The 15,567-nt window shown below is 70.8% G+C and carries 16 protein-coding genes; 8 read left to right on the top strand and 8 right to left on the bottom strand.

Going from position 1 to position 15,567, the window contains the following annotated elements; all coding sequences use genetic code 11:
- Positions 1 to 13 precede the first annotated feature (13 nt).
- Together cysG and O5O54_RS11690 are read left to right on the top strand one after the other, a co-directional pair.
- Entirely contained in the window at positions 14 to 1,480 is a 1,467-nt protein-coding gene (cysG, locus tag O5O54_RS11695; RefSeq protein WP_407061700.1) for a siroheme synthase CysG, read from the top strand.
- Positions 1,481 to 1,501: 21 nt separating this feature from the next.
- A complete protein-coding gene (locus O5O54_RS11690) occupies positions 1,502 to 2,143 on the top strand; it encodes a nucleoside triphosphate hydrolase (RefSeq protein ID WP_279481922.1) in 642 nt (213 codons plus the stop codon).
- 4 nt (positions 2,144 to 2,147) lie between these two features.
- Here O5O54_RS11690 and O5O54_RS11685 read toward each other — a convergent pair whose 3' ends face one another.
- Positions 2,148 to 3,074: an AEC family transporter gene (locus O5O54_RS11685; RefSeq protein WP_279481921.1), complete on the bottom strand. Its 927-nt coding sequence runs from the start codon at positions 3,072 to 3,074 to the stop codon at positions 2,148 to 2,150.
- Positions 3,075 to 3,165: 91 nt separating this feature from the next.
- Entirely contained in the window at positions 3,166 to 4,662 is a 1,497-nt protein-coding gene (locus O5O54_RS11680) for a CoA-acylating methylmalonate-semialdehyde dehydrogenase (protein WP_279481919.1), read from the bottom strand.
- Positions 4,663 to 4,773: 111 nt separating this feature from the next.
- Between O5O54_RS11680 and O5O54_RS11675 the strand changes: the two genes are divergently transcribed.
- The 4 genes from O5O54_RS11675 (at position 4,774) to cysC (ending at position 9,344) form a co-directional block, all read left to right on the top strand.
- Positions 4,774 to 5,655: a LysR family transcriptional regulator gene (locus O5O54_RS11675; protein ID WP_279481918.1), complete on the top strand. Its 882-nt coding sequence runs from the start codon at positions 4,774 to 4,776 to the stop codon at positions 5,653 to 5,655.
- 342 nt (positions 5,656 to 5,997) lie between these two features.
- Positions 5,998 to 6,690 (top strand): exopolysaccharide biosynthesis polyprenyl glycosylphosphotransferase, encoded by a 693-nt coding sequence (locus tag O5O54_RS11670; RefSeq protein ID WP_279481916.1) that lies wholly within the window; start codon positions 5,998 to 6,000, stop codon positions 6,688 to 6,690.
- A 112-nt stretch (positions 6,691 to 6,802) separates the two neighbouring features.
- Positions 6,803 to 7,672, top strand: a complete 870-nt coding sequence (gene cysQ / locus O5O54_RS11665; RefSeq protein ID WP_279481914.1) for a 3'(2'),5'-bisphosphate nucleotidase CysQ — start codon at positions 6,803 to 6,805, stop codon at positions 7,670 to 7,672.
- Between the two features lie 10 nt (positions 7,673 to 7,682).
- Positions 7,683 to 9,344, top strand: a complete 1,662-nt coding sequence (gene cysC / locus O5O54_RS11660) for an adenylyl-sulfate kinase (RefSeq protein ID WP_279481912.1) — start codon at positions 7,683 to 7,685, stop codon at positions 9,342 to 9,344.
- Between the two features lie 7 nt (positions 9,345 to 9,351).
- Here cysC and O5O54_RS11655 read toward each other — a convergent pair whose 3' ends face one another.
- The 6 genes from O5O54_RS11655 to O5O54_RS11630 form a co-directional block, all read right to left on the bottom strand.
- On the bottom strand, positions 9,352 to 9,513 hold the full coding sequence (locus O5O54_RS11655) for a hypothetical protein (RefSeq protein WP_279481910.1): 162 nt from the start codon (positions 9,511 to 9,513) through the stop codon (positions 9,352 to 9,354).
- A gap of 133 nt (positions 9,514 to 9,646) precedes the next feature.
- Positions 9,647 to 10,348 (bottom strand): tRNA (guanosine(37)-N1)-methyltransferase TrmD, encoded by a 702-nt coding sequence (trmD, locus tag O5O54_RS11650; protein ID WP_279481908.1) that lies wholly within the window; start codon positions 10,346 to 10,348, stop codon positions 9,647 to 9,649.
- A gap of 17 nt (positions 10,349 to 10,365) precedes the next feature.
- Entirely contained in the window at positions 10,366 to 10,668 is a 303-nt protein-coding gene (locus tag O5O54_RS11645; RefSeq protein ID WP_279481907.1) for a putative quinol monooxygenase, read from the bottom strand.
- A 113-nt stretch (positions 10,669 to 10,781) separates the two neighbouring features.
- Positions 10,782 to 10,937 (bottom strand): hypothetical protein, encoded by a 156-nt coding sequence (locus tag O5O54_RS11640; RefSeq protein ID WP_279481905.1) that lies wholly within the window; start codon positions 10,935 to 10,937, stop codon positions 10,782 to 10,784.
- 139 nt (positions 10,938 to 11,076) lie between these two features.
- The gene (locus O5O54_RS11635; protein ID WP_279481903.1) at positions 11,077 to 11,658 is read right to left on the bottom strand and encodes a hypothetical protein; all 582 of its coding nucleotides are present in this window, start codon (positions 11,656 to 11,658) and stop codon (positions 11,077 to 11,079) included.
- Between the two features lie 33 nt (positions 11,659 to 11,691).
- A complete protein-coding gene (locus tag O5O54_RS11630) occupies positions 11,692 to 12,570 on the bottom strand; it encodes a PhzF family phenazine biosynthesis protein (RefSeq protein ID WP_279481901.1) in 879 nt (292 codons plus the stop codon).
- A 92-nt stretch (positions 12,571 to 12,662) separates the two neighbouring features.
- Between O5O54_RS11630 and O5O54_RS11625 the strand changes: the two genes are divergently transcribed.
- Both O5O54_RS11625 and O5O54_RS11620 read left to right on the top strand, forming a co-directional pair.
- Positions 12,663 to 13,538: a DMT family transporter gene (locus O5O54_RS11625; RefSeq protein ID WP_279481900.1), complete on the top strand. Its 876-nt coding sequence runs from the start codon at positions 12,663 to 12,665 to the stop codon at positions 13,536 to 13,538.
- A gap of 69 nt (positions 13,539 to 13,607) precedes the next feature.
- Positions 13,608 to 15,536 carry a methyl-accepting chemotaxis protein gene (locus O5O54_RS11620; protein WP_279481898.1) on the top strand — a complete coding sequence of 643 codons (1,929 nt, stop codon included), beginning with the start codon at positions 13,608 to 13,610 and terminating at the stop codon, positions 15,534 to 15,536.
- Positions 15,537 to 15,567: the final 31 nt, after the last annotated feature.

The following is a 15,567-nucleotide window of genomic DNA, read 5'->3' as shown; positions in this document are numbered from 1 at the left end:
GCGCCCGCAGCGCATGGCCGAGCTCGCGACCCTGCCCGTCTTCTTCGACCTGAAGGGGAAGCGCGTCGTGATGGCCGGCAGCTCCGACGGCGCGGCCTGGAAGGCCGAGCTCTTGGCGGCCTCCGGCGCCTTGGTCGACCTCTACTGCCCGGCCGAGGAGATCGGCGAGGAAATGCGCACCGTCCTCGCCCTGCCCTTCCCGGACGGCGCGATCCGCCACCACGACCGCCCTTGGGCGCTCGACGTGTTCCCCGCCGCCTCGCTGGCGGTGGCCGACTGCGAAGGGGAGTCGGAAGCGCAGGCCTTCTTCTGTGCCGCGCGCGCCGCGGGCGTGCCGGTCAACGTCATCGACAAGCCGACCTTCTGCCAGTTCCGCTTCGGCACGATCGTCAACCGCTCGCCGGTCGTTGTCGGCATCTCGACGGACGGCGCGGCGCCGATCCTCGGCCAGGCGATCCGCCGCCGCATCGAGACGCTGCTGCCGGCCACCCTCACCGGCTGGGCGAAGATGGCGGCGCGCGTGCGCGCCGAGGTGATGGATCGCCTCGCGCCCGGCCCCGCCCGCCGCGCCTTCTGGGAACGCTTCTCCGACGACGCCTTCACCCGCCGCGCGCCCGACGAAGCGGCCGAGCTGGAGGCGCGCGCCTTCGTGCGCGATCTCGCCAGCCGACCGCAGGCCGGCGGGCGCGTGACCCTCGTCGGCGCCGGCCCCGGCGACGCCGAGCTTCTGACGCTCAAAGCCGTGCGCGCCCTCCAGGCCGCCGACGTGATCCTCTTCGACGACCTCGTGTCCGACGACATCCTGGAGCTCGCCCGCCGCGAGGCCAAGCGCATGCTGGTCGGCAAGCGCGGCGGGCGCGAGAGCTGCCGCCAGGAGGACATCAACCGCATGATGGCGCAGTTCGCGCATGCGGGTAAGCATGTCGTGCGCCTCAAGTCCGGCGACGTCTCGGTCTTCGGCCGCTCGGGCGAGGAGATCGCGGATCTGCGCGCCCAAGGCATCCCCGTCGCCATCGTGCCGGGCATCACGGCGGCCTCGGCGCTCGCCGGCGCCTTCGGCGTGTCGCTGACGCACCGCGACCGCGCCCAGCAGGTGCGCTTCGTCACGGCGCACAGCCAGAAGGGGGACTTCCCCGACGACATGGACTGGCGCGCGCTCGCCGACGACCACGCCACCACGATCTTCTACATGGGCGGGCGCATGGCCCCGCGCATCGCCGAACAGCTCGTCGCCCACGGGCTGCCGGCGGAGACGCCCGTCGCGGTCGCCGCAGCCCTGTCGCGACCGGACGAGATCCGCGCCGTCGGCACGCTGGAAAAGCTCGGCGAGATCGTCGGGCGCGTCGGCATCGACCGACCGATCCTGATCGGCGTCGGCCGGGTCTTCGCCGATGTCGAGCCGGCGGCGCTTCTCGGTTTCGAGCCCGAACGCCTCGACGCCTCTCGCCAAACCTCGCGCCTTCAGGCAAAGGCCGTCTGACCTTTTCTCACGGGGGCAGACATGGGCGAGCAGGTGACGCTGGCGGGGCTGACGAACGCGCTGCTCAGCGAGGAGGGCGAGCGCCGTCGGATCGTCGCCATCGCCGGCGCGCCGGGCTCGGGCAAGTCCACCACGGCCGAGCAGCTCAAGGAGCGGCTGAACGCCCGCCGCGCAGGCGTCGCCGACGTCTTCCCGATGGACGGCTTCCATTACGACGACATGGTGCTGAACGCGCGCGGCCACCGCCCCCGCAAGGGCGCCCCGCACACGTTCGACCTCGACGGCTACCGCGCCGCTCTGGAACGCCTTCGGGCGGACGACGGGCGCGAGGTGGCGGTGCCGGTCTTCGACCGCTCCATCGAGATCGCGCGCGCGGGCGGGCGCATCATCGAGCCCTCGGCCCGCATCGTCCTGACGGAGGGCAACTACCTCCTCCTCGACGAGCCCGGCTGGCGCGACCTTGCCGCCCTGTTCGACGTGACCGTGATGGTGGAGGCGAGCGAGGAGGTGCTGATCGGGCGGCTCACCGAGCGCTGGATGGGCTTCCAGCTCGATCCCGAGGCCATGCTGCGCCAGATGGAGGGCAACGACCTGCCCAACATGCGCCTCGTCCTGGCGAAGAGCCGCCCGGCCGACCTCGTCCTGCGCTCCGACGCGGCCTGATCCGTCACGCGCCGGTCAGCCAGACGGCGACGGTGATCCAGACGGGCAAGGTGACGATCGAGGCGACGGTGGTCGCGACCAGAGCGCCGCCCGATTCCGCCGTGCCCTCGCGATAGATCGCCGACAGGATCGTCCCGACGAAGCCGGCGGGAATCGCCATGGCGACGACGATGCGCGCCTCGATGGCCGGCGGGAGGGCCAGGAGGAGGCAGAGCCCGAGCGCCAGGGCCGGGCGCAGGATGTTGGACAAGGCGACGGCCAGGAGGCTCTCGCGCGACAGGCGCAGGCGCTGGGTCGAGAGGATCACGCCGGTCAGGAACAGGCCCGCCCCGCCCGTCGCCTGGGCCAGCGGCTTCAGCATCGCAAGGCCGAGTTCGGGAAAGGGCAGACCGGCGAAGGCGATCGCGAAGCCGAGCAGCGGCAGGATGGTCATCGGCTTGACGAGGGCCGCGGCGAAGGCCCGGCCGATATGCCCGCCGCCCTGCATCTCCAGACGCATGAAGCAGTAGAGCGTCACCGTCAGCGTGCCGACGAGGTTGGCGACGGCGAGCGTCACCTCCGAGCCCGGCCCCTCCAGCGACTGGAACAGGCCGAGCCCGATGCCGCCGAGATTGGGCATGCCGACGGTCTGCACATAGAGCGCAGTGGTGATCGCAGGCAGGCCCCAGGCGCGTGCGAAGACGAGGGTCAGGCCCAGCACCGCCAGAAAGGTGACGGCATAGGCGAGCGTCGGCACGAGTTCGGCCGCGATCAGCTCGCGCGGCGCGGTGACGATCGCCAGGAAAAGTGCGATCGGCAACGCGAACTGCGCGACGAAGGCGCCGAGCATGCCGGTCGCCTTCGCATCGACCCAGCCGCGCCGGCCGGCGGCGAAGCCGAGGCCGATGACGAAGAAGACCGGCGCGAGCGAGAAGAGGAGGATCTGGAACATCGGGCGGCATGCGGAACGAGAAAGGGCCGGCGGAGCGACCGCCGACCCTTCTGGCATGCTTACGATTACATGGCGAGGCTTCGCCCGCGCCTCAGCGCATCACAGGCATCGAGAACTCGGCGCCCGACTTGATGCCGGACGGCCAGCGGCTGGTCACCGTCTTGGTGCGGGTCCAGAACTTGATCGAGTCCGGCCCGTGCTGGTTGAGGTCGCCGAAGGACGAGCGCTTCCAGCCGCCGAAGGAGTGGTAGGCGAGCGGCGTCGGGATGGGCACGTTGATGCCGATCATGCCGATGGGAACGCGGCTGGCGAAGTCGCGCGCGGCGTCGCCGTCGCGGGTGTAGATCGCGACGCCGTTGCCGTATTCGTGCTGCGTCGGCAGAGCGAGCGCGGCCTCGTAATCCTTGGCGCGCACCACCGAGAGCACCGGCCCGAAGATCTCGGCCTTGTAGATCTCCATGTCGGGCGTCACGTGGTCGAAGAGGCACGAGCCGACGAAGAAGCCGTCCTCGTAACCCTGCATGCGGAACTGGCGCCCGTCCACGACCAGCTTGGCGCCTTCCTTCACCCCGGTCTCGACGAGCCCGAGGATCTTCTCCTGCGCCGCCTTCGTGACGACCGGGCCGTAGTCCGCGCCGGCATCGGTGTAGGGGCCGATCTTCAGCGCCTCGACCTTCGGGATCAGCTTCTCGATCAACGCGTTGGCGGTCTCCTCGCCGACGGGCACGGCCACCGAGATCGCCATGCAGCGCTCGCCGGCCGAGCCGTAGCCCGCGCCGATCAGGGCGTCCGCCGCCATGTCGAGGTCGGCGTCCGGCATGATGATCATGTGGTTCTTGGCGCCGCCGAACGTGTGGGCGCGCTTTCCGCGCTTGGTCGCCTCGGCATAGACATGCGCCGCGATCGGGGTCGAGCCGACAAAGGAGATCGCGCCGATCTCGGGGTGCTCGAGCACGGCGTCGACGGCCTCCTTGTCGCCGTTGACGACCTGGAGGATGCCCTTCGGCAGGCCGGCCTCCATCATCAGTTCGGCCAGACGCATCGGCACGGACGGGTCGCGCTCGGAGGGCTTGAGGATGAAGGCGTTGCCGCAGGCGATGGCCGGCGCGAACATCCACATCGGGATCATGGCCGGGAAGTTGAACGGCGTGATGCCCGCGCCGATGCCGACCGGCTGGCGGATCGAGTACATGTCGATGCCCGGTCCGGCGCCCTCGGTGAACTCGCCCTTCATGAGGTGCGGAATGCCGATCACGAACTCGCAGACTTCGAGCCCGCGCACGATGTCGCCCTTGGAATCCTCGACCGTCTTGCCGTGCTCGGACGACAGAAGCTCGGCGAGTTCCTGCATGTGGGCGTTGAGGAGCTCGACGAACTTGATGAAGACGCGGGCGCGGCGCTGCGGGTTGGTGGCGGCCCACTTCGGCTGAGCCTCGCGTGCGGCGTCCACCGCGCGTTGCAGCTCGTCGCGGCTGGCCAGCGCGAGGCGGGCCGAAACTTGGCCCGTGGCGGGATTGAAGACGTCCGCAAAGCGCCCGCTGGTGCCCGCGACGCGCGCGCCGTCGATGAAGTGACCGATCTCGTTCATGTCGTTTCTCCCATAAATCCTCACCGTTCTGGCGCGTCGACGGACTTGAACGCAAGGGGCCGGATCGTGCATCCGTTGTGCAAGAATTGAAGTCCTCGGAGCCCTGGACGCATGAACTGGGACGATGTGCGGGTGTTTCTGGCCGTGGCGCGGGCCGGGCAGATCCTGTCGGCCTCGCGTCGGCTCGGCCTCAACCACGCGACCGTCGGCCGACGGCTCGACGCCCTGGAGGCCGCGCTCGGCGCGCGCCTGTTCGAACGGCGGCCGAACGGATGCGCGCTCACCGGCGAGGGCGAGGCCTTTCTTCCGGCGGCCGAGCGGATGGAGGCGGAAGCCCAGAGCGCCCGCGCTCTGGTCGGCGAAACCGACCTCGCCCTGTCCGGCACTGTCCGGATCGGCGCGCCGGACGGGTTCGGCACGGCCTTCCTGGCGCCGCGGCTCGGGCCGCTGATGGAGCGCCATCCCGGCCTGACGCTGCAGCTCGTGCCCGTGCCCCGCGCCTTTTCCCTGTCGCGCCGGGAGGCCGACATCGCCATCACGGTGGAGCGCCCCGAGCAGGGGCGGCTCGTCGCCCGCCGCCTCGTCGACTATAGCCTGCGGGCCTATGCGTCGAAAGCCTATCTCGACCTGGCGGGCCGGCCCCGCGATGCCGGCGACCTCGCGAGCCATGCCCTGATCGGCTATGTCGACGACCTCCTCTACAGCCCGTCGCTCCACTATGCGGCGGAGTTCGCGCCCGGCTGGCAGAGCCGCTTGGAGATCTCCTCGGCGCTCGGCCAGATGGAGGCGGTCGCCGCCGGGCTCGGCATCGGCATTCTCCATGCCTTCGCGGCCGCCGGGCGGACGGACCTCGAACGCGTGCTGCCGGACCGGGAGATCCGGCGCGAATACTGGCTGGTCTATCACGAAAGCGCACGAGGCCTCGCGCGCGTCCAGGCGGTGGCGCGCTACATTGCCGAACTCGCGGAAGGCGAGCGGGACCGCTTCGGATGACGCACCGCAGCATGACCCGACCATCCCAACTCTTTGCACCGCAAAACGAATTTCAGGCGCCTGACGAGATATGACGTAAGCACAACTTATAGTATTCGCCAAAGGTCTCACACATCGTTTCAGAGCGGTTACATCGATTTACGTCGGGTGCCGACAGATCACGACAAAGGCCGAAACACGCGGGACTGGTAGGGAAACGCGCCGACATATCTGTTGAAAAGGCAGGTTTCCGCAGAGTCCGGGCGTTCCGGCCTGTGCAACTGCGAAAGAAATCGTTGCTGAATAGACTCAACTCATCTATAGGATGGTTACCGTTCTCTTAAGGACATGACGGCACCTCCGATGTCTAAGATCACCACCCTGGCGGCCGTCACCGAGAGCGACGTCGCCGCCAAGCGCGCGCCGGTCGATCTGTCCCGTCCGCTCGGCGGCTCCCTGAAGCGCACGGTCGACATCACCCTAACCCTGGCGGCGCTCCTGTTTCTCAGCCCGCTGATGCTGCTGATCGTCGTCGCCATGAAGATCAGCGACCCAGGTCCTGTCTTCTTCGGGCACAAGCGCGTCGGCTTCGACGGACGCCATTTCCGCTGCTACAAGTTCCGCTCCATGGCGACCAATTCCGCCGAGCTTCTGCAGCGGCTCCTCCATTCCGATCCCGCCGCGCGCGCCGAGTGGGAAGCGACGCAGAAGCTGCGCAACGATCCGCGCGTCACGCGCATCGGCCGCTTCCTGCGTGAGACCAGCCTCGACGAACTGCCGCAGCTCTTCAACGTCCTGCGCGGCGAGATGAGCCTGATCGGCCCGCGCCCGATCGTGGACGAGGAAGTCCACCGCTACACCCACCGCTTCGACGCCTACAAGCGCACCCGCCCGGGCGTCACCGGCATGTGGCAGGTCAACGGCCGTTCCAACACGAGCTACACCTCGCGCGTAAAGTTCGACAGCTACTACGTCCGCCACTGGTCGCTCTGGCTCGACATCCAGATTCTGATCAAGACGGTCAAGGTCGTCATGAACCGCGAAGGCAGCTGCTGAGGCTTCGCCCTTCCGCAAAGGCATCGACAGGGAGGGTCCGCCGGGTCCTCCCTTTTTTCTTGGGGCAGCGCGCCGCTTCCTCTTCACGCGGCTTCGTGTCAGGAAGGCGGGCATGATCCCGTCCGCGCCCCCGTCCTCCCGATCCGACCTCGCCGCGCTCCTCGAGCCTCTCGCGGCCCTGGCCCTGTCGGCGGGCGAGCGCATTCTCGTCCATTACCGGCCGGATGTCGCCGTCTCCCGCAAGGGCGACGGGTCGCCCGTCACCGCGGCCGACCAGGAGGCCGAGACGCTGATCCTGGAGGGTCTCCGCGGTCTCGCGCCCGGCATCCCCATCGTTGCCGAGGAGGAGGCCGCCGCGGGGCGCGTCCCGGCGGCCTGCGCCCGGTTCTTCCTGGTCGATCCGCTCGACGGGACGCGCGAGTTCGTCGGCGGCAACGGCGAGTTCACGGTCAACATCGCCTTGATCGAGGACGGCGAGCCGGTGCTCGGCGTCGTTCTTGCCCCCGCCCTGCGCCGGCTCTTCGCCGGCAGCCCGTCCGGCGCCTGGCGCCGCGAGGCGGACGGTCCGCTTGTGCCCATGCGCGTGCGCCCCGCTCCGGCGGCCCTCACCGCCGTCGGCTCGCGCAGCCACGGCTCGCCCGAGACGGCGGGCTTTCTCGACGGCCTGCCGGTCGCGGCCTTCGCCGCCTGCGGCTCGTCCCTCAAGTTCTGCCTGCTGGCGGCGGGCGAGGCCGATCTCTATCCGCGCTTCGGGCGCACCATGGAATGGGACACGGCGGCAGGCGACGCCATCCTGCGCGCCGCGGGCGGGCGGGTGACGACCTGCGACGGCCGGCCGCTCGTCTACGGCAAGCGGGGCCGGCCGGACGAGACCGACTTCGCCAATCCGGACTTCCTGGCCTTCGGCGATCCGGCCCTCGTGCGCTTGGCCTGCGTCGATGCGAGACCGGCCGCCCCGCGCGCCGGCCGGTCGCGGGCCTGAGGGCGGTCCCGTGTCGCCTCCCTCCTCTCCTGATCACGCCTTCTCGCGCCTCCTCGTCTGCGGCATGGAGGCGGAGGACTTCGCGTCGAGGTTCCTGCCCCGATCGCCCCCCTCGCAAGGCGCGGCGCCGCCACCGCCCTGGCGAGCGATCTCGTCCGGCGGACGGCTCCTTCTCGTTTCAAGCATCGGCGCCGGGGCGAACGAGCTCGGGGAGATCGCCGCCCTTGCCGCCCGGTGCGACGCGCTGGTTCTGCCGGCCAGTCTTCGGGGAGATGCAGGCGCCTCCTCCCGCCGCCGGGCGGCCGTCGCCCGGATGATGGGCGTGCGCCATCTCGTTCTGGCCATGGACGATTCCCCGGACGGCCCGGACGAACCGGCCCGCTTCGCCGAGGCGCTCGGCTTTGCGACCCATCATCTCGTCTTGGAGCGGCCGGAAGCCGGAGGCGATGTGACGTTCGCGGCCCTTCTCAAGACCCTTCCGCCCGCGGAGGCGTCTTCGGAGCGGGCGTTCCGCATGATCGTGGACGAGGCGGACGCGGAAGGCGTGCTGCGCGGGCCGGTCCTGTCCGGCCGCATCCAGCCCGGCGACGCGGTGGTCGCCGCCGGCTCCGGCCGGGGCGCGCTTGTCGTGTCGGCCCAGGCGGGCGAGGCGGCGGCGGGCGAGAGCGCGGCGCTGCGCCTCGACCGCGACCTCGGCGCCGGGCGCGGCACAGTGCTGGCCGCGGCGGAAGACCGGCCGGAATCCTGCGACCAGTTCGCCGCGCAGCTCCTCTGGTTGGGCGACGAGCCGCTCCTGCCCGGCCGCCCCTACGGACTTCGGCTTGCGGGACAGGACGCGGTGGCCAGCGTCACCCGCATCAAGCACCGGATCGAGGGGGGCAGCGCGGCACCGCTTGCCGCCGGCACCCTGCGGACCGACGATCGCGGCCAAGTGAACCTTTCCCTGTCCGAGCCGATCGTGTTCGAGCCCTTCGAGCGCGACCGCGCGCTCGGGTCCTTCGTGCTGACGGACCGCCGGTCCGGCCGGACGGTGGCGGCCGGCACGATCGACTTCGCCCTGCGCCGCGCCGCCAACATCCACCGGCAGGCGACCGACGTCAGCAAGGCGGCGCGCGCCGCGGCCAAACGTCAGCGCCCCGCGCTTCTGTGGTTCACCGGCCTTTCGGGCGCCGGCAAGTCCACCATCGCCAATCTGGTGGAGCAGCGCCTCTTCGCGCTCGGCCACCACACCTATCTCCTGGACGGCGACAACGTGCGCCACGGGCTGAACCGGGACCTCGGCTTCACCGCCGCCGACCGGGTGGAGAACATCCGTCGCGTGGCCGAGACGGCCAAGCTGATGGTGGATGCCGGGCTGATCACGCTGGCCTCCTTCATCTCGCCCTTCCGCGCCGAGCGGCAGCTGGCACGCGACCTTCTTCCCTCGGGCGAGTTCATCGAGATCTTCGTGGACGCGCCGCTCAGCGTCGCCGAGGGCCGCGATCCGAAGGGCCTCTACGCTCAGGCACGGGCCGGCCGTATCCCCAACTTCACCGGCATCGACAGCCCCTACGAGGCGCCGGAGGCGCCCGAGCTGCATCTTCGCACCCATCTCCGCTCGGCCGAGGACCTGGCGGAGGAGGTCGTCGCCCATCTCCGCCGGTCCGGCTTCCTGACGGCGGGCGGAGGCTGAACGGGGATCAGACCAGCAGCGTCACGTTGATCATGGCCAGCCAGAGGATGGCCGACAGCGCCAGTCCGACGGCAAGGCCGCGTGCGGGACGCAAGAGGTCGGGGCATGCCACGTAGGCCCTGGACGCGGCGCGCCGCACCAGGGCGGCGAACTCTTGCGATCCGGTCATGGGAGGTGCCTCTCGTTTCCGTTGCCCGGGGTCGGCCCAGGCGGGAGCGGATCCCGGGACGGCCGCGACCGGCGCCCCGGAAACCCATGTCCACACTAGCGCCGCGGACTCGCCCTGTCGCCTGAACTCGCGGTCAGGTTTTCGTCACGTGGCGCGCCGCCCGGAGATCGGGCCGCCGCGCCGCCGTCAGCCGCTCGGCCTCCTCGCGACGCCAGGCCTCCACGGCGCCATGGTTGCCCGACAGGAGCACGGGGGGGATGGCACGCCCCTCCCAGAGCGCGGGGCGCGTGTAGTGCGGATGTTCCAGAAGGCCGTTCTCGAAGCTCTCCGTCTGCCCGGACTGCGCATTGCCCATGACGCCGGGCAGGAGGCGCACGGCGGCGTCGAGCAGCACGAGAGCGGCCATCTCGCCGCCCGACAGGATGTAGTCGCCGATCGAGACCTCACGCAGGCCCCGCGCCTCGATCACCCGCTCGTCCACCCCTTCGAAGCGCCCGCACACAATCAGCACCCCCGGCCCGGCGGACAGCTCGCGCACCAGCGCCTGGTCGAGCGGGCGTCCGCGCGGGCTCATCAGAAGGCGGGGACGCCCGTCGCCGGGCGGGCTCGCGGCGTCGACCGCGTCGGCCAGGACGTCCGGCCGCAGCACCATGCCGGGCGAGCCGCCGGCCGGCGTGTCGTCCACCGTCCGGTGACGCCCGATCCCGTGGTCGCGTATCTGCCGCGCCTCGAGGCTCCAGTCGCCGCGCTCCAGCGCCCGGCCGGCCAGCGACAGGCCGAGCGGCCCCGGAAACATCTCGGGATAGAGCGTCAGGACGCTGGCGCGAAAGGACATGCGCGGCGGCCTTTTCGTCAGGCGAAGGGTTCGACCGAGGCGGTCTCGATCAGCTTGAGGTCGAGCCCCTTGACCTCGACGGTCTTGAGCGCGTCGCGCCAGACGGTCATGTGCGGCGCGCGCCCGTGCGCGTCCAGTGCCTCGCGGCTTTCCCACTCCTCGTAGATCCGGATCAGGCCGGGCTCGTTGAGATCGTCGGCGAAGGAATAGACGATGCAACCGGCCTCGGCATTGGTGGTCGTCACGGTGGCGCGCGCCACCTCGCGCAGCGAGGCGAGGCCCTCGGGCGTCAGTCTCAGGGTTCCGGCAACGACGATCATGGTGCACCCACCTCCCGGTCGAGGCGGGCGACACGTGTCCCGCCGCCGTCTCGCCTATCGCGGCGAGAGCCCCCGCGCAACGTCGAGGGCCAGGCGGAAGGCGGAAAGGCGGCCTAACGCAGGACGAGCGCGGCGATGCCCGCCCAGAGAAGGGTCGACAGGCCTAGGCCGACCATGATGCCACGGGCCGGGCTGAGCGCGTCCTTGCCCTGCGTGCGCGCCGGCGCGCTGCGGCGGGAAGACTTGGCGGAGAGGGTTGTGGCGGCCATGACGCGTTCCTCGAACTGATCCGCCGCGATCATGGGACGAAAGAGCCTAACGATCGCTGAGCGAACCACTGAAAATTCGCGGCTTTCGGCTGGAAGCCCAGGAATGACCGAAACCGCCAACCTTCGCGGGCTCAAGGGCTCAACGAGCCGGCGTCTCCTCCCCCAGCCAGGCCTCCGCCCGCGCTTGCAACGGCGGTGAGAACGGGCCGTCGAGGACCGGCCGGTCCCGGCCGCAGCGGAACAGGGGCGCGCGGCGATCGGCGAGCGCCGCCGCCCGCTCCGCCCCCGAACCGGACGGGCCGCCCGCGTCCTCGACCGCCCCGACCGGGCAGCCGGCCTTGCCCTCCCCTGCGGGCTTGAGGACGAGCAGGATATCGGCACCGCCTTCGGGGAAGCGGTAGCGCAGGACGGCGGCGACCGGCCGGTCGCCGAGAAGTCGCCAGGTCACCGAACGGCCGAGATGGGCGCCGCCCGGCGGCGGGGCGAGGAAGCCGTCCGGCCGCGCCAGCGCCACCTCGCGCGCCTCGTCCGGGCCGCGCAGGAAGACGTCCGTGCCCACCAGCCCGGCGCAGCGCAGGACGCCTCCATCGCCCGAGCCGGCATCCAGCGGGCGGCACAGGCTCGGCAGGAGCGGCGACACCGCCCCGGTGATGTCGGACGCCGGCGGCGGCGCGCCCCCGGCGGCGGACAGGACGGCGAACGCCGGAATCAGCGGGTTCATCGAAGCTCCTCCCTTGCCGGCCCTGCCCGGCCTTCAGAGCGTCACGCTCCCCTCGATCAGGACATGGGTCGCGCCGCCGATCAGGACGCGGCCGTCCGCTCCGGCGCGGACATGGACACGCCCGAGCCGGCCGATGGCCGTTCCCTGGGCGGCCGTATAGGACGTCGGCAACCGGCCCTCGGCCGCCATCCACGAGGCGAGCGCGGCATTGAGCGAGCCGGTGATCGGGTCCTCCGTCACGCCGGAGCCGATGGCGAACATGCGCACCTCGACATCCGCCTCGCCGCCCGGCGCGTGCGGCCCGATCAGCCCGATCCGGCGCTCGGGCGCAAAGCTAGCGCCGCGCGGATCGGCCGCGAGCACCGCCGCAGCGGAGGTCAGCTCGATCGCCTCCCAGGTCGGGCCGTTGTCGAGGCGGGCGCTGCGCACCACGGTGGACGGGTCGATCCGCAACGCCGCGAGCGCTTCGGCCAGACGCTCCGGATCCGACGGCTCGACGCGGGTCGGCGGCGCGACGAAGGCCGGAAGGGCGCCGCTCCGATCGATCTCGACGATGCCGACCGCGCATTCCTGGCGCACGTGATCGGCATCCTTCGGCACGCCGCCCGCATGGAGCCAGGCGGCGCAGCTTCCGAGCGTCGGATGGCCGGCAAAGGGCAGTTCGCCGCGCGTCGTGAAGATGCGCACGCGGTAGTCGGCGGCGGTCGGGTCGGTAGGCGGCAGGAGGAAGGTCGTCTCGGCAAGCTGCGTCCAGGTCGCGAAGCCCTGCATCGCCGCATCGTCCAGCCCGGCACCGTCGAGCACGACCGCCAGCCCGTTGCCGCGCGTCGGAACGGCCGAGAAGACGTCGCACTGTATGAACCGCCGCCGCGTCGCCCGCTCCTTCGCGCTTGGATCGAACTTATGCGCCATGGCCGGGCGCCGCGTCCAGCCGGCGCTTGCCGCGCCCGGCTTCGTCCGCTACGCGCGGTGCGAGGGGCGACATTACCGAACGGGAAAACGGCATGGCGACGGCTATCGGCTTTTCGGCGATCGTGATGTGGTCGGTCCTGGCGCTGCTCGCGGCGCGCAGCGGGTCGGTGCCGGCCTTCCAGCTCGCGGCGATGACCTTCGCCATCGGCACGCTGGTCTGCCTGGTGCCGCTTCTCCGGCGCCCCGGCGGCTTTGCCGTGATGCGTCAACCGGCCCGCGTGTGGCTGGTCGGGGTCGGAGGGCTCTTCGGCTACCATGCGCTGTATTTCGCCGCCGTGCGGGCCGCGCCTGCGGTGGAGGCAAGCCTGATCGCCTATCTCTGGCCGCTCCTGATCGTGGTCGGCTCCGCCCTCCTGCCGGGCGAGCGGCTTCGCTGGTACCATGTGACGGGGGCCGCGATCGGCCTCCTCGGCACCACCCTCGTGATCGCGGGGCGGGGCGAGGGCCTGTCCTTCTCGCCGCAATACGCGCCTGGCTACCTGTTGGCCCTGACGGCCGCCTTCTTCTGGGCCGGCTACTCGCTCCTGTCGCGTCGCCTGTCGGCGGTGCCGAGCGAAGTGGTCGGCGGCTTCTGCGCGGCAACGGCCCTTCTGTCACTTCTTTGTCATCTCCTCTTCGAGGAGACGGTCTGGCCCGCTTCGACGGGCGAATGGGCGGCCATTGCGCTGCTCGGCCTGCTGCCGGTCGGCGCCGCCTTCTTCTGCTGGGACATCGGCATGAAACGGGGCGACATCCAGCTCCTCGGCGCAGCGAGCTACCTCGCGCCGATCCTCTCGACCCTGGCGCTCGTCGCCTTCGGGGAGGCGCCCTTCTCCCTCTCGCTGATCCTGGCGGCGACGATGATCACGGCCGGTGCGGCCCTGGCCGCCCTTCCCATGTTCCGCCGCGCTCGTCACCCACCCGCCTGACGAGTGCAAACCATTAAGGCAATCAGACTATAGCTTGCGCATCATCCTTCGGAGGGGAGGCATCGCTTCATGCGCCTTACGATCTCGCGCAAGCTCGCATCGCTCATTGTTCTCGCAGCCCTCGGCAGTCTGGCCGTGATGGCCGTCCAGCTCATGGAGCTGCGCTCGACGATCTGGGGCGACCGCAAGCACATGCTGCAGATGCAGGTCGAGTCGGCGACATCCGTGATGAAGCATTTCGCCGCCGAGGCGGATGCCGGTCGCATGACGCAGGACCAGGCCAAGCTCGCCGCGCGCGAGGCGGTCCGCAACATGCGCTACGGCAAGGGCGAATACGTCTTCGCCTTTCTGCCCAATGGCGAGCGCGTGATCCACGGCGACCAGAAGCTGGAGGGCAAGAGCGGCTGGGACGAACAGGACGCCAACGGCCTCTACCATATCCGCGCTCTGATCGCGAACGCGGCCAATGGCGGCGGTTTCACGAGCTACTATCGCACCCGCGTCGGCGAGGACGTCGCGCAGCCGAAGCTCTCCTTCACCACGCAGTTCGCCCCCTGGAACTGGACGGTCGGCACCGGCGTCTATGTCGACGATCTCGACGCGCTGTTCCGCTCCTCGGTCTACAGCGCCGCGGGCTGGAGCGCGGTGATCCTCGCCATCCTGTGCGCGGCCGCCTTCGCCATCGCCCGCTCCATCTCGCAGCCGGTGATCCGCCTAACCGCCGACATGCGGCGCCTCGCCGAAGGCGACAAGACGGTGGAGGTCTCGGGCCTCGGCCGCGGCGACGAGATCGGCGACATGGCTGAGACCGTCCAGGTGTTCAAGACGGCGGCTATCGAGAAGGAACGCCTGGAAGGGGAAGCGGAAGCCTCGCGTCTCGCCCAGGCGTCCAGCCGCGAGCGCCAGGCCGCCATCGACAGCGCCCGCGCCGAGGACCTGCGCGCCTTCGTCCATCTCGTGGAGACGAGCTTCGAGCGCCTCTCCTCGGGCGACCTGACGGTGCGCATGGAGGCGGGCGTCGCGCCCGAGTTCGAGCCGATCCGCCAGACCTTCAACGCCTCGGTGGACGCCTTGGAGACGACGATCGGCGCCGTGGTCGGCGCGATCGGCACGATCCGCCTCGGCCTCGGCGAGATTTCCAACGCTTCCAACGACCTCGCCCAGCGCACGGAACAGCAGGCCGCCAATCTCGAGGAAACCGTCGCCGCCCTGTCGGAGGTGACGCGCGCGGTGAACGGGACGGCCGAAGGCGCCGCGCAGGCGCAGGGGTCGGCGGCGGCGACGCAGCGGAACGCCGAAGCCGGCGGCGCGGTGGTGAGCCGCGCCATGGAGGCGATGAGCGAGATCGAGGAGTCCTCGGGCAAGATCGGCCGCATCATCGGCGTGATCGACGAGATCGCCTTCCAGACCAACCTCCTCGCCCTGAACGCAGGTGTCGAAGCGGCGCGGGCCGGCGAGGCGGGGCGCGGCTTTGCCGTCGTCGCCCAGGAAGTGCGCGGCCTCGCCCAGCGCTCGGCGGAGGCCGCCAAGGAGATCAAGACGCTGATCTCGGTGTCGGGCACGCAGGTGGGCGCGGGCGTCGAGCTTGTCACCGCGTCCGGCCAGAGCCTCGAGCGGATCGTCGGCCAGGTGTCCGAGATGAACCGGATCGTCGGAGAGATCGCCGGCTCGGCCAAGGAACAGGCGGTCGCCCTTCGCGAAGTGTCGACGGCGGCCGATCAGATGGACAAGGTGACCCAGCAGAACGCCGCCATGGTCGAGCAGACCACGGCGGCCGCGCAGGCTCTGACCGCCGAGACCGAGCAGCTTGCCGCCCTCACCCGCCAGTTCCGCACCCGCGCCAACGGCGCGGCGCCCCAGGCGGTGCCGGCTTCGGCCCCCGCCGCGCGGCGTCCGGCCGCTCCGGCGGCGCGTCCCGTGGCGCAGATGCGCACCACGGGCCATGGCGGCGCGGCGCCGCGCGCGGCGCAGGTCGAGGACAGCTGGGAGGAGTTCTGATCCCCCTTCCCGGATGCGGCGTCGGCCGCGT

Origin of the sequence: Aureimonas sp. SK2 (assembly GCF_029813115.1) — a bacterium.
In the GTDB taxonomy this organism is placed as follows: Bacteria; Pseudomonadota; Alphaproteobacteria; order Rhizobiales; family Rhizobiaceae; genus Aureimonas.
The sequence above is the reverse complement of the archived record's forward strand: the minus strand, read 5'-3'. Positions and strand labels throughout refer to the sequence as shown.